This window comes from Mesorhizobium sp. WSM4904 (assembly GCF_029674545.1).
Lineage (GTDB): Bacteria > Pseudomonadota > Alphaproteobacteria > Rhizobiales > Rhizobiaceae > Mesorhizobium.
On record NZ_CP121354.1, the window covers coordinates 3230022 to 3242916 of the forward strand.

General features: G+C 63.0%; 12 protein-coding genes. 2 read left to right on the forward strand and 10 right to left on the reverse strand.

Annotation, left to right across the window (positions count from 1 at the left end):
* Nucleotides 1–6 precede the first annotated feature (6 nt).
* From QAZ47_RS15490 to QAZ47_RS15510, 5 genes are read right to left on the reverse strand one after another with little or no spacing between them, the layout of a single operon-like run.
* Nucleotides 7–1467: a form I ribulose bisphosphate carboxylase large subunit gene (locus QAZ47_RS15490; protein WP_278233677.1), complete on the reverse strand. Its 1461-nt coding sequence runs from the start codon at nt 1465–1467 to the stop codon at nt 7–9.
* 35 nt (nt 1468–1502) lie between these two features.
* A complete protein-coding gene (gene fba, locus QAZ47_RS15495) occupies nt 1503–2582 on the reverse strand; it encodes a class II fructose-bisphosphate aldolase (protein WP_278233678.1) in 1080 nt (359 codons plus the stop codon).
* Between the two features lie 11 nt (nt 2583–2593).
* Nucleotides 2594–4600 (reverse strand): transketolase, encoded by a 2007-nt coding sequence (gene tkt / locus QAZ47_RS15500; protein ID WP_278233679.1) that lies wholly within the window; start codon nt 4598–4600, stop codon nt 2594–2596.
* 10 nt (nt 4601–4610) lie between these two features.
* A complete protein-coding gene (locus QAZ47_RS15505) occupies nt 4611–5483 on the reverse strand; it encodes a phosphoribulokinase (protein ID WP_278207631.1) in 873 nt (290 codons plus the stop codon).
* 8 nt (nt 5484–5491) lie between these two features.
* Nucleotides 5492–6541 (reverse strand): class 1 fructose-bisphosphatase, encoded by a 1050-nt coding sequence (locus QAZ47_RS15510; protein WP_278233680.1) that lies wholly within the window; start codon nt 6539–6541, stop codon nt 5492–5494.
* Between the two features lie 120 nt (nt 6542–6661).
* Between QAZ47_RS15510 and QAZ47_RS15515 the strand changes: the two genes are divergently transcribed.
* Together QAZ47_RS15515 and QAZ47_RS15520 are read left to right on the forward strand one after the other, a co-directional pair.
* Entirely contained in the window at nt 6662–7624 is a 963-nt protein-coding gene (locus QAZ47_RS15515) for a LysR family transcriptional regulator (RefSeq protein ID WP_278233681.1), read from the forward strand.
* A gap of 255 nt (nt 7625–7879) precedes the next feature.
* Nucleotides 7880–8080: a hypothetical protein gene (locus tag QAZ47_RS15520; protein WP_278233682.1), complete on the forward strand. Its 201-nt coding sequence runs from the start codon at nt 7880–7882 to the stop codon at nt 8078–8080.
* A 4-nt stretch (nt 8081–8084) separates the two neighbouring features.
* Here the strand turns inward: QAZ47_RS15520 and QAZ47_RS15525 are convergent, their stop codons facing one another.
* The 5 genes from QAZ47_RS15525 to QAZ47_RS15545 all read right to left on the reverse strand — a co-directional run bounded on the left by QAZ47_RS15525 (nt 8085) and on the right by QAZ47_RS15545 (nt 12690).
* Nucleotides 8085–8714 carry a hypothetical protein gene (locus QAZ47_RS15525; protein ID WP_278233683.1) on the reverse strand — a complete coding sequence of 210 codons (630 nt, stop codon included), beginning with the start codon at nt 8712–8714 and terminating at the stop codon, nt 8085–8087.
* Nucleotides 8714–9574, reverse strand: coding sequence for an ABC transporter permease (locus QAZ47_RS15530; RefSeq protein WP_278233812.1), 861 nt, complete (start codon nt 9572–9574; stop codon nt 8714–8716). The genes QAZ47_RS15525 and QAZ47_RS15530 overlap by 1 nt, the downstream gene beginning before the upstream one ends.
* 11 nt (nt 9575–9585) lie before the next feature.
* Entirely contained in the window at nt 9586–10374 is a 789-nt protein-coding gene (locus QAZ47_RS15535; protein WP_278233685.1) for an ATP-binding cassette domain-containing protein, read from the reverse strand.
* 77 nt (nt 10375–10451) lie between these two features.
* Nucleotides 10452–11423 (reverse strand): PQQ-dependent catabolism-associated beta-propeller protein, encoded by a 972-nt coding sequence (locus tag QAZ47_RS15540; protein ID WP_278233686.1) that lies wholly within the window; start codon nt 11421–11423, stop codon nt 10452–10454.
* 19 nt (nt 11424–11442) lie between these two features.
* Nucleotides 11443–12690, reverse strand: coding sequence for an ABC transporter substrate-binding protein (locus tag QAZ47_RS15545; protein WP_278233687.1), 1248 nt, complete (start codon nt 12688–12690; stop codon nt 11443–11445).
* Between the last annotated feature and the right edge of the window lie 205 nt (nt 12691–12895).

Here is a 12895-nt window from a genome sequence, read left to right on the forward strand (position 1 = left end):
TTCTCCTTATTCGGCTGCCGTTGCCACGGGGACGAAGTCCGGCGTGTCGGTCGAGGCATAGTTGAAGGTCACATCCTTCCAGGTCTCGAGCGCCTGTTTCAGCGGCAGACAGTTCCTGGCCGCGTTCTCGAGGATCTGCGGTCCTTCCCGCACATAGTCGCGGCCCTCGTTGCGGGCGAGGATCATGCATTCGAGGGCGACGCGATTGGCGGTGGCACCGGCGGCGATGCCCATCGGATGACCGATTGTGCCGCCGCCGAACTGGAGCACGACGTCTTCGCCGAGCAGGTCGATGAGCTGATGCATCTGGCCGGCATGGATGCCGCCCGACGCCACCGGCATCAGTTTGTTGAGCGAGGCCCAGTGCTGGTCGAAGAAGATGCCGTTCTCCAGCTTCATCGGGTTATGGTCCTCGCGGCAGATGTCGTAGTAGCCCCTTGTCGTCGCCGGATCGCCTTCCAGCTTGCCGACGACGGTGCCGGCATGGATGTGGTCGACGCCGGCCAGCCGCATCCATTTGGCGATGACGCGGAACGACACGCCGTGGCTCTTCTGGCGCGTGTAGGTCGAATGGCCGGCGCGATGCAGGTGCAGGATCATGTCGTTCCTGCGCGCCCACTTCGCCATCGATTGGATCGCCGTGTAGCCGATCACGAGGTCGATCATGACGATGTTGGAGCCGAGTTCCTTGGCGAAGTCGGCGCGCTCGTACATGTCCTCCATGGTGGCCGCGGTGACGTTGAGATAGGTTCCCTTGATCTCGCCCGTCTCGGCCTGCGCCTTGTTGACCGCCTCCATGCAGTAGAGAAAACGCTCGCGCCAATGCATGAAGGGCTGCGAGTTGATGTTCTCGTCGTCCTTGGTGAAATCGAGCCCACCCTTCAGCGCTTCATAGACGACACGGCCGTAATTGCGGCCGGAAAGGCCGAGCTTCGGCTTGACGGTGGCGCCGAGCAGCGGGCGGCCGAACTTGTCGAGGCGCTCGCGCTCGACGACGATGCCGGTCGCCGGGCCCTGGAAGGTCTTCACATAGGCGACGGGAAAACGCATGTCTTCCAGCCGCAATGCCTTCAACGGCTTGAAACCGAAGACGTTGCCGATGATCGATGCCGAGAGATTGGCGATGGAACCCGGCTCGAACAGGTCGAGATCGTAGGCGATGTAGGCGAAATACTGTCCGGGCGCATTCGGCACGGGGTCGACCTGATAGGCCTTGGCGCGGTATTTCTCGCTCGCCGTCAGCCGGTCGGTCCAGACCACCGTCCAGGTCGCGGTCGAGGATTCTCCAGCAACCGCCGCCGCCGCCTCGATCGGATCGACGCCGTCCTGCGGTGTAATGCGGAACACCGAGATTATGTCGGTATCCTTGGGCTCGTAGTCGGGCTCCCAATAGCCCATCTTCTTGTATTCCATGACACCGGATCTGTAGCGGTCCTTGCCGGTCACGGTTTCGGATTTGTTGGGCATGACGCTGGTCCTTTCCCTTGTTGGCGGACCGCCGCTCAGGCGGCTTTGGCGGTTGCGATTTGCGGGTCGAGTTTTCCCGCGGCGTAACGTTTCGCCATCTCGTCCATGGCGATGACCTTGATCTTCGAGGCGTTGCCGGCGGTGCCGAAGCGTTCGAAACGATCACGGCAAAGGTCGCGCAAGGCGTCCATGGCGGGCTTCAGGAATTTGCGCGGATCGAATTCGCGCGGATCCTGCGTAGCAATGCGGCGGAACTGTCCGGCCATGGCCATGCGGCAATCGGTGTCGATGTTGACCTTGCGCACGCCGTGGCGGATGCCGCGCTCGATCTCCTCGACCGGAACGCCGAAGGTCTGGGGCATCTCGCCGCCATATCTGTTGATGATGTCCTGCAGTTCCTGCGGCACGGAGGACGAACCGTGCATGACCAGATGCGTGTTCGGCAGCTTCTCGTGGATCGCCTCGATCACCTGCATGGCCAGGATGTCGCCGTCCGGCTTGCGCGTGAACTTGTAGGCACCGTGGGAGGTGCCGCAGGCGATCGCCAGCGCATCGACGCGGGTGGCGAGCACGAAGTCGACCGCCTGATCGGGATCGGTCAGGAGCTGGTCGTGCGACAGCGCGCCCTCCGCGCCGTGACCGTCCTCGGCCTCGCCCTGGCCGGTTTCCAACGAGCCGAGCACGCCGAGCTCGCCTTCGACGGAAGCGCCGACCCAATGCGCCATGCGTGCGACGCGTTCGGTGACGGCGACGTTGTAGTCGTATGGGGCCGGGGTCTTGGCGTCCGCCATCAAAGATCCGTCCATCATCACCGAGGTGAAGCCGTGGCGGATCGCCGAAAGGCAGGTGGCTTCGTTATTGCCGTGATCCTGATGGATGCACAGCGGAATGGCCGGATGCATCTCGGTCAGCGCCTCCATCATCTTGGCCAGCATGATGTCGTTGGCGTAGGAGCGGGCGCCGCGCGAGGCCTGGATGATCACCGGCGCGTCGCAAGCGCTCGCCGCCTCCATGATGGCGAGGCCCTGCTCCATGTTGTTGATGTTGAATGCCGGCACGCCGTAACCGTGCTCGGCGGCATGGTCGAGAAGTTGGCGAAGGGTGATGCGGGCCATTGTCGGTCCTCCTAGATGATGAGCCTCAGCGCCGCTGCGGCGACAGCTTCGGGCGTGATGTCGAAATGCCGGTAGAGGTCCGGCGCGGGAGCGCTGGCGCCGAAGCCGGTCATGCCGACAAAAGCGCCCGTGTCGCCGATCCAGCGGTCCCAGCCGAGGCGGGCGGCCGCCTCCACGGCGACGCGCGGCGCGGAGCCGAGGACGGACTTGCGGTAGTCCCCATCCTGTTCCTCGAGCAGTTCCCAGCACGGCATCGAGACGACCGCGGCGGCGATGCCGTGTTCGGTCTCCAGCCGTTCGGCGGCGGCAACGGCGATCTCGACCTCCGAACCGGTGGCGATCAGTGTCACGGCTCGGTGCGCGGACGGCTCGCGCAATACGTAGGCGCCCCGGCCGGATCGGTTTTCGTCGCCGTGTGCCTGGCGCAGCATCGGCAGGTTCTGACGCGAGAGCACCAGCACACTCGGCCGGGTCTCGCTCTTCAGCGCCAGTTCCCAGCATTCCGCCGTTTCGACGATGTCGGCCGGACGGAAGACGTTGAGGTTCGGTGTCGCCCGCAGCATCGCCAGATGCTCGATCGGCTGATGGGTCGGGCCGTCCTCGCCGAGGCCAATGGAATCATGCGTCATCACATAGACGACACGCTGGCCCATCAGCGCCGAGAGCCGCATCGCGCCGCGCGCATAGTCGGCGAAGCACAGAAAGGTGCCGCCATAGGGCACGAACCCGCCATGCAGCGCGATGCCGTTCATGGCCGCGGCCATGCCGTGCTCACGGATGCCGTAGTGAATGTAGCGGCCCGCGTAACCACCCGGCACGATGCGATCCATGCCTTTGGTGATCGTCAGATTCGAATGCGTGAGATCGGCGGAGCCGCCGACCGTCAGGTCGGTTGAGCCGTTGATCGCGGCAAGCGCCATTTCGGAGGCCTTGCGCGTTGCAACCTTGGTCGCCTTCTCGACATGCTCCTTACGGAAGGCGCCAAGTGCCTCGAACACGGCATCGGGCAATTTGCCGCCGATCGCGCGCTCGAAGGCTTCGCGCCGCGGCGAGGCGGCAAGCCGCTGCTCCCAGGCGCGCCGCGCCGCTTGCCCGCGCTCGGCAATCTCGCGCCATGCGGAAAGGATATCGTCCGGCACCTCGAACGGTGCGTAGGCCCAGCCGATGTTTTGCCGCGTCGCGGCAATCTCCGCATCGCCCAGCGGCGCGCCATGCGTCTTTTCCGAACCGCCCAGATTGGGCGCGCCCTTGCCGATCACCGTGCGGCAGGCGATCAGAGATGGCCGATCCGACTGCCGCGCGGTCTCGATTGCCGCGGCGACGGCTTCCATGTCGTGGCCGTCCACCGACTGGACAAGCCATCCCGCTGCTTTGAACCGGGCTGGCTGATCCATCGATGTCGACAGCGAGGTCGGTCCGTCGATGGAGATCGCGTTGTCGTCCCAGAGCACGATCAGGCGGGAGAGCTTCAGGTGACCTGCGAGGTCGATCGCCTCGTGGCTGATGCCTTCCTGCAGGCAGCCGTCGCCGGCGATCACGTAGGTGTAGTGGTCGATGAGATCGGCGCCGTGACGGGCAGCAAGCATGCGCTCCGCCAGCGCCATGCCGACAGCGGTCGAAATGCCCTGTCCGAGCGGACCGGTCGTCGTCTCGATGCCAAGCGCGTGGCCATGCTCGGGATGTCCGGCGGTACGGCTGCCCAGTTGACGGAACCGCTGCAGTTCCTCGATCGGCATGTCTTCGTAGCCGAGCAGGTAATGCAGCGCATATTGCAGCATCGAGCCGTGCCCGGCCGAAAGCACGAAGCGGTCGCGATCTGGCCAGTCCGGCGCTGTCGGGTCGATGTTGATGAAGCGGCCGAACAGTACCGTCGCGACGTCGGCCATGCCCATCGGCATGCCCGGATGTCCGGAGTTGGCCTTCTGCACGCTGTCCATGGCCAACGCGCGGATGGCGTTCGCCATGTCGCGCTCGGAGACGGCGGCGGCGACGGATTTTAATGCTGCCAGGCTGGTCATGGCGTCCTCCTCACGACACACGTTTCTTGCGTTCGATCAATTGCAGGATGAGCGGCGTCAGGATCAGCTGCATGGCAAGGTCGAGCTTGTTGCCCGGCACCACTATGGAATTCGGCCGCGACATGAAGGAGTCGTGGATCATGGAAAGCAGGTAAGGGAAATCGATGCCGCGAGGATTGGCGAAGCGGATGACCAGCATCGATTCGTCTGGGGTCGGAATCCAGCGTGCGATGAACGGGTTGGAGGTGTCGACGATCGGCACGCGCTGGAAGTTGATGGCGGTCTGCGAGAATTGCGGGACGATGAAGCGGACATAGTCCGGCATGCGGCGCAGGATCACGTCCATCACCGCCTCGGTGGAATAGCCGCGTGTTGCGCGGTCGCGATGGATCTTCTGGATCCATTCGAGATTTATGACCGGCACCACGCCGATCTTGAGGTCCGCATGCCTGGCCAGGTTGATCTTGTCGGTGACGACGCAGCCGTGCAGGCCTTCGTAGAAGAGCAGGTCGCTGGGCGCGAATTCGCGCCACTCGGTGAAATTTCCCGGCGGTGTGCCGGTGAGCTTCTCCTCGTCCTCGTCATGGACGTAGGTGCGGGTCCTTCCGGTCCCCCGGCGGCCATATTCCTCGAAAACCTCCTCGAGGATGCCGAGCTCGTTGGCCTCGGCATGGAAGTGGGTGAAGTTCGGGTTGCCGGCCTTTTCCTGTTCGGCGACCGCCACCTTCATCGCCGCGCGGTCGTAGCGATGAAAGGCGTCGCCTTCGATGAAGGCTGCTTCGATGTTCTCGCGCCGGAAGATCAGCTCGAAGATGCGCTTGACCGAGGTCGTGCCCGCGCCCGACGACCCGGTGATGGTGATGATGGGGTGCTTCGCCGACATGATGCTGCTCAGGCCCTGAAAAGTCCGCGACGGCTGAACAGCGGCGCACGCTCGCCGATAGCGCTGGGTTCGGTGTGATAGCGGGCGATCCGCGCGACTTCCCGCGCGGATCCGAAGACCACGGGTATGCGCTGATGCAGGCTGTCGGGCTCGATTTCGAGGATGCGGGTAATCGTATCGGTCGCGGCACCGGCCGCCTGCTCGATCAAATAGGCAATCGGATTGGCCTCATAGACGAGCCGAAGCCGGCCTTGGCGGTAACCCCTGCGTTGGTCGCCGGGATACAGAAACACGCCGCCGCGCATCAATATGCGATAGCAGTCGGCGACAAGCGAGGCGATCCAGCGCATGTTGAAGTCCTTCTCCCGTGGGCCTTCGGTGCCTTCCAGGCAGTCGTCGACGTAGAGGCGCACGGCCTCGTCCCAGTGGCGGTAATTGGCGGCGTTGATGGCGAACTCCTGGGTCCGCTCCGGGATTATCCGGCTTTCGTAGGCCTGGACGAAGGTGCCCAGCCTGGTCGAATGCACGAAGACATGCGTGCCGCTGCCGAGCGACAGAACGAGTGCCAGCTGCGGGCCGTAAATAAAGAACCCGGCGCCCAGCATGCTCACGCCTGCCTGCAAAAAGGAGGCGGCCGGATTGGCGTCCGGCGCGCCAGTTGCAGGGAGGAGGGAGAAAATCGTTCCGACCGACACGTTGGTGTTGATGTTGGAGGAGCCATCCAACGGGTCGATGGCGATGGCCAGGGGGGCTTGCCTGTCGAGCAGGACCGGCTGCTCCAGCTCCTCGGAGGCATAGAGCGCGACCGGAGCGTGACGCATGGCGTCGAGGAAGATGTCGTCGGCGAAGACGTCGAGATCCGTCTGGACATCGCCGTTGGGATTGGCGCCACGGGTCCCGGCAAAAGCGGTGCCGAGCGCCCCTTGGTTGATGGCGTTGCGGACCCTGGTGGCGGCCTGCGTGAGCTGACGGATGGTGGCAACGACCGCGGAGCGGCGTTCGTCCGGCGGGTCGCCGAGATAGGAGTTCAGAAAAGCGTCGAGTGTTGGCGCCGGCATCGTAACCTCCCGCTCCGGCGGTATCTCCTCGGGGCCGGATGGAGAGATGAAACCAAACGATCCGAACTAAGTAAAATTCAATAACTTTACTCAGCCAATAAAAATAATTTAGTATGTTGCATGAGAAACCTCACGCTCAAGCAATTCAAGACCGTTCAGGCAATCGTCAGCCACGGGAAAATCGTCAGCGCTGCCAAGGTGTTAGGCCTTTCTCCCCCAGCCGTGACGATCCAGTTGCGACAGGTGGAGGAGGAGTTCCAACTGGCCTTGTTCGACCGGACGTCGGACGGCATGCGTCCCACCGCCGCAGGGCTGGCCTTCGTCGAGGCGGCTCAGGCTATCGAGGAGCGGCTTCGTCTGCTCGACGACGAGATGGACGCCATCAAGGGCGTGCGCACCGGCAGCCTGAGGCTCGGCGTCGTTTCGACCGCCAAATATTTCGCGCCGCGACTCATGGCCGGCTTCATGAAGCAGCATCCCGACATCGACATGCGGCTTGCTATCGGCAATCGCGCCGAAACGATCGATAGCCTGAAGAACCACGACATCGACATCGCGCTGATGGGCCGTCCGCCCAAGGAAGTTTCGGTGCGCGCTTCGGTCTTCGGCGATCACCCGCTGGTCATCATCGCGCCGCCGGAACACCCGCTGGCGTCGGCACGCGACATTTCCAAGGAAAGGATCGCCGAGGAGCATTTCATCATTCGCGAGCCGGGCTCGGGCACGCGCATCTCGCTGGAGATATTCCTGAGCGACGTGCCCGGCCGGATCGACGATCTCGGCGTCGAGATGGGCTCGAACGAGACGATCAAGCAGGCGGTGATGGCAGGTCTCGGCATCGCCTTCATCTCCGCCCACACCATTGCCGCGGAAACGGAAGCGGGCCGGCTCGTCATTCTCGACGTGGTCGGCATGCCGATCCGCCGGCAATGGTTTTCGGTGATGCGCACCGACCACGTGATCTCGCCGGCGATGGCGACCTTCAACGATTTCCTGATGCGCAAGGGCGCAACGTATCTGCCCCTGTTCGGCAAACTGTATCCGCACGCCGAAGCGAAGGAAGCAGCACCGAGGCAAAAATGAGAGCGCCTGGAAAGCGGCCAGAGAGTGAAGCGCCAGACATACCGGCCGAAGAAATCATGCGACAAAAAGCCGACAAGGGCGTGGAAAACGCACCGCCATCGATGGCGGTTGGTTGGCTCGCATGGTATGTTGCAGTGCGAAAGGGCAGGGGCACGCGCTTCATACTCGCAAACAAGACGGATGGGCAGCCAACCCTGCATGCAAATCGCTATGCGTCCCGGGCGTGGGGTTCGGGAATTCGAAGGGGAAGGGGCAATGCTTTATACAATCGTGATGATGGTCTGCATGACGGCGGTGCCGCAGACTTGCGAGCAACGCGAGGAAATGGCGGACGGCCTGGCCATAAATCCCGGAGTGGCCTTCATGCAGGCGCAGCCGCTGGTCGCCCATTGGCTGGAGACACATCCTGGCTATTTCGTGCAGCGCTGGCGTGTGCTGCCCGGCCGGGGAACCTAACGGACTATTTCTTCGGGGCAAGCGTTTCCGAGACAGTCTTGGACAGCTGATACAGCCGCTGCTCGATTATCGTCGGCACATCGCAGACGTAAGTCAGCGATTGCGCACGCTCGTTGAAGATTCGCGTTGCGAAATTCAGCTGGTCCGTCCGTCGCTCGACTTCGTCCTGATCCGCGTCGGGTTTTGCACGCAACGCATCGACATCGGACGCTTCCTTGCGCAATTCGGCGGCCATTTCGAGTTGCCTGTGGGCGTAGCGGGATATGCCGGAAATCACATGCGAACGCTCGGCGTCCATGTGGTCGAACATGCCCTGCTCGAGCATCGCCATTTTCGGCGCAAGCTGCCCGGCCGGCAGCGAGGCCGCGAAATCCTTGATCTTCTTCTGTGCGTCTGCAATCGGCAGCCTGCGAGCCGCCACCTCCTCGACCAAGGCGGAGACCGAAGGGTCCTCCGACCAGTCCTTCGCCGCTGCCGGGATATCCGGCCCGTTCCAGACCTGGCCGAGCGAAAGTTGCGGCACCTTGCGCTGCACGCAGGGCCAGTCCGGATCGGTATTCGCGGCGGTGGCGCCGGCGCTCGGTACGAGCATGGCAGCCGCAACCAGGCTGCAAACAAGCCTCATCCGTTCCATCAACCGTTTCCTCCCGTGCCTTGTTTGCGGGTTATCAGGCCGCGCGAGGGGTCGTAAGCGATGATGGCACCTCCCAGGAACAGCAGGGTGCAGCCGGCCACGACGCCCAGCGACACCCAGTCGACCTGCCCGTAGAAGGCGAAGCGGATCAGTTCGACGGCGTAGGTGAAGGGGTTGGCGAGGCAGAGCTTGTAGAGAAGCGGGCTCGCTTCCTGGATGCGCCACAAAGGATAGAGCGCAGGAGAAGCGAAATAGCCGGGAAAGATGACGAAGTTCATGATGCCGGCGAAGTTTTCGAGCTGCTTGATCATTGAGGACAAAAGCATGCCGAGCGCACAAAGCATCATGCCCGACAGGAACAGGGCCGGCAGCACGAACAAATAGCCGAGCGGCGGCGCCTTCACGCCCCAGAACCAGGCAACGATCAGAAACGCATAGACCTGCGCGATCGATACCGAAACACCGGCAAGCATCTTCGACAGCAGCAGGTACCAGCGAGGAAATGGACTGACCAGCAGGATGCGCATATTGCCCATCTCGCGGTCGTAGACCATCGACAGTGAAGACTGCATGCCTGAGAACAGCAGGATCATGCCGCACAAGCCTGGCGTGATGTAGACCTCGTAGAGCACGTAGGTCTTGTAGGGCGGGATGATCGAAACGCCGAGCACCTGCCGGAATCCGGCGGCGAAGATGAATAGCCAGACGAGCGGTCGAACCAGCGATGAGATGAAACGCTCGCGCTGGTGCAGGAAGCGCAGGCATTCCCGCACGACGATACCTTTGAGGCAGATGAGATAGTGACGAAGGCCGAACGCGTCGGACGCCCGCGGCGGGGCGGCGGCGACCTTTTCCGGCATTGCGGAAGCGCTCATGGCGAGATCTCCCCGATGCCGGCTGCTTCGCTGCGGCTGAGCCTCGAAAAGGCGTCGCTGATCGAACCGGCGCCACTTGCCTTGACGACGTCGGCGACCTTGCCCTTGGCGACAAGGTCACCCTGACGCAGCACGACGAGATGGTCGCCGTCATCGACCTCGTCGATCAGATGGGTGGCCCAAAGCACGCCGATGCCCTCGGTTTCGACCAGCTTGCGGATGGTGGCGAGAATGCCCGCGCGCGATTGGATGTCGAGACCGACCGTCGCCTCGTCGAGCAGCAGCAGGGAAGGGCGGTGGAGCAGCGCCCTGGCGATCTCGATGCGCCGCATTTGGCCGCCCGAAAGGCTGCGAGCCTTGTCATGCTGACGGCCCCGCATGTCGACCGTCTCGATCAGCGCCGCAATGCGCTGCCGGGCTTCGTGCCGTCCGATGCCGTGCAGCGAGGCGTGATAGGAGAGGTTCTGGTACACGCTCAGATCGAGATCGAGCGTGCGTGCCTGGAACACGATGCCGACACGCCTGAGCGCCTCGCCGGAAGCACGGCTGACGTCATGGCCGAAGATGCGGATCGATCCCCTGCGCGTGTCGTAAAGGTGGCTGATCAACGAGAACAGAGTTGTCTTGCCGGCACCGTTGAGACCGAGTAGCGCGGTGAAGGTCGCCGGCGCGATCGAGAACGAGACGTCGTTGAGCGCCCGCTTCGGACCATAGGAATGACTGACGCCGGCGACGTCGAGCGCCGCCACCTCATCTTCCGCTTTCCTCGTCCTCGCGTGCTGCATGGATGGCTCTCTTCGGATGCTTATCTAGCGCGCTCGCCGCCTTTGGCCTTGGCGGCAGGCCCAGTCTTCCGGCTGCTTCATTGGGGCGATATGGCCACGCCCCAGGGCTGCTGGCCGACGGTGACCGACTGAACCGGCTCGTCGGTCGCCGTGTCGATGAAAGTGATGTCGTTGGAATTGCCGTTCGTGGTGATCAGTGTTTTCTGATCGGGGGTGAAGTCCAGATGCCAGACGCGCTGGCCGACGAGGATGTACTTTTCCACCTCGTAGCTTTCCGTGTTGATCACCGCGACATGGTTGGCCGGGCCGAGCGCGACATAGGCCTTCCTGCCGTCGGCGCTGATGGCGATGCCTACCGGCTGAATGGTTTCGGCCCTTAATCCCGGAATCGCGAACTTGATCTTCTTTACCACCGCGCGCTTGGCGTTATCGATGACGCTGACGGTGCCGCCGACCTCGGCGCTGACCCAGACCTGCGATCCGTCGGGCTTGAACGCAGCGAAGCGCGGGCGTGTGTCGACCAGCACGTTGTCGGTTACGTCATGACTCTCGGTGTCGATGAAATGCGCCATGCTGGTGGTCTCCGAGGTGTTGACCATGGTCTTGCCGTCTGGGCTGACGGCCATGCCTTCCGGTTCGACGCCAACCGGAATCTCGGTCTTGACTTCCTTGCTGTCGACGTCGATCGCGGTGACCAGATTGTCGTTTTCGTTGGCGACGTAGAGCGTCTTGCCGTCGGGCGAAAGCACGAACAATTCGGGATCGTCGCCGGAGGGCAGCGTGCCGACGACCTCAAGCGTCGCGGTGTCGATGATCTGGATCGTATTGTCGTCGCTGGCGCACAAATAGATGAACTTGCCATCGTGCGACATGGTGATGCCGCGCGGCCTCTGGCCGACGTCGACGGTCTTGACCACCTGCATGGTCGCCGTGTCGACGACGGTCATCGTATTGTCCTTCTCATTGGAGACATAGGCCGTGTAGGCCGATGCGGGGCCGGCCATGATGCCGGTTGCGACAATGGCGAGTACCCAAGCTCGTCTCTGCACGAATTCCTCCCGATTGGCGCTACTTGAGAACGCATTTCGTTTCCGGTTGATCGATGCCGAGGGTGTCGAGCTCCGAGACCTGGTGGAGATAACCCCCCTGGGGAGATGTCGAAACGACCGATTTGGTATCGCCTAGCAGGATCGGCTGGCGCAGCTGGAGGTTCCATTTGCGGAAGGTCAGCTTCTGTCCCTTGAAGGCGGCGACCGAGAAATCGTCCGAGCGGATGTAATCGCTGATCTTTTTTGGATCGTCGCCATTGGTGCGCGTGGTGGCTTCGCCGACGGCCCGCACGGCCGTCCAGGCCGACATGTCCTTGGACAGCATTCGCCGGCCTGTCGTCTTCAGGAAGCGGCTCTGCATCTGGATGCCGCCCCACTGCTCACTCGCGGGGTGCCATGACGATGCCACGAGACCGGCCGTGCCTGCGACCAGCCGCGACGTCCAGGTGCGGTAGGGCACGTAGGTCCCGAACACCTCGCTTTCATCGGCCACAAGCAGCACGTCATGCTCCGGCAGGTCTTGCGTGAATACCGAAATCTGCTGCTGTATCTGCGTGGCTCCGGTATCGGTGCGGCGCGCCGTGCCGGTGTCCTTGAATTCCTTCTCCGCCACGATCTGGCCGCCGAAGCGGGCCGCCGCGCGGCGCAACGCGTCCGCATAGAGGTGGTCCTCATCATGCGAGCCATAGAGCAGCGCCCAGTTCGGCCATTTCTTGACCATGAGGTACTGCGCCAGCGCGTCGGCGAGCATGCTTCGCGTCGGCGCGATGTGGAAAACATTTATGCGGCAGTCCTCTTCGCGCAGGCTGTCGTCGGTGGCGCCGACGTTGAAGATCAGCACCCCCTTGTCGCGCGCGATGCCGGCGATCGACAGCAACTGCTTGGCCGAGAGGTCCGCGACCACATAGCGGTCGCCTTTGGCGATCAGGTCGTCGAATGCCTGGACCGCATCGGCTTCCGGCTTTATCTCGGCGACGTCGAGGCTGAATTTCTGCTTGATGAACTTGCCCGTCGTATTGTTGTCGCCGATGGCGACATTGGCGCCGGCGACCCCTTCGTCACGCGGCGGTACGTCGAGCAGGGAAAGCGTCAGCCGCGGCGCGTAGGCCCGTAAATAGCCGATCTTGATTTCGGTTATCTGTCCTTGCGGCCTGATCGCTCCGGCCGGCTGCACGGTCGGTTGCTGGGCGAACGCACCCGGAGCTCCAGCGGTCAGGGACAGAAAGCACAAAAGGGCCGCCAAGGTGCCCGGCACCGCGCTTGTCATCGACAGAATTACCCATTCTTGCGCTTGAGTCCGATCGTTGCCGGACCGGCGCAAAGTCAAGGTGCCCCGAGGCGAGCTTAGTGAACCCGCGGGATTTATCAACCTGGCGAGCAGAGCGTCACGGCTCTGCTTTAGTCCTATTCCCATAGCGAGGAGGTCGGGCGTGACGGCTCGCCGGAACTGCGCGGAAATTTCCGAACCGAGC

Coding starts and splice junctions, on each gene's coding strand:
- QAZ47_RS15490 (WP_278233677.1), bottom strand. CDS start 1,467: ATGCCCAACAAATCCGAAACCGTGACCGGCAAGGACCGCTACAGATCC.
- fba (WP_278233678.1), bottom strand. CDS start 2,582: ATGGCCCGCATCACCCTTCGCCAACTTCTCGACCATGCCGCCGAGCAC.
- tkt (WP_278233679.1), bottom strand. CDS start 4,600: ATGACCAGCCTGGCAGCATTAAAATCCGTCGCCGCCGCCGTCTCCGAG.
- QAZ47_RS15505 (WP_278207631.1), bottom strand. CDS start 5,483: ATGTCGGCGAAGCACCCCATCATCACCATCACCGGGTCGTCGGGCGCG.
- QAZ47_RS15510 (WP_278233680.1), bottom strand. CDS start 6,541: ATGCCGGCGCCAACACTCGACGCTTTTCTGAACTCCTATCTCGGCGAC.
- QAZ47_RS15515 (WP_278233681.1), top strand. CDS start 6,662: ATGAGAAACCTCACGCTCAAGCAATTCAAGACCGTTCAGGCAATCGTC.
- QAZ47_RS15520 (WP_278233682.1), top strand. CDS start 7,880: ATGCTTTATACAATCGTGATGATGGTCTGCATGACGGCGGTGCCGCAG.
- QAZ47_RS15525 (WP_278233683.1), bottom strand. CDS start 8,714: ATGGAACGGATGAGGCTTGTTTGCAGCCTGGTTGCGGCTGCCATGCTC.
- QAZ47_RS15530 (WP_278233812.1), bottom strand. CDS start 9,574: ATGCCGGAAAAGGTCGCCGCCGCCCCGCCGCGGGCGTCCGACGCGTTC.
- QAZ47_RS15535 (WP_278233685.1), bottom strand. CDS start 10,374: ATGCAGCACGCGAGGACGAGGAAAGCGGAAGATGAGGTGGCGGCGCTC.
- QAZ47_RS15545 (WP_278233687.1), bottom strand. CDS start 12,690: ATGACAAGCGCGGTGCCGGGCACCTTGGCGGCCCTTTTGTGCTTTCTG.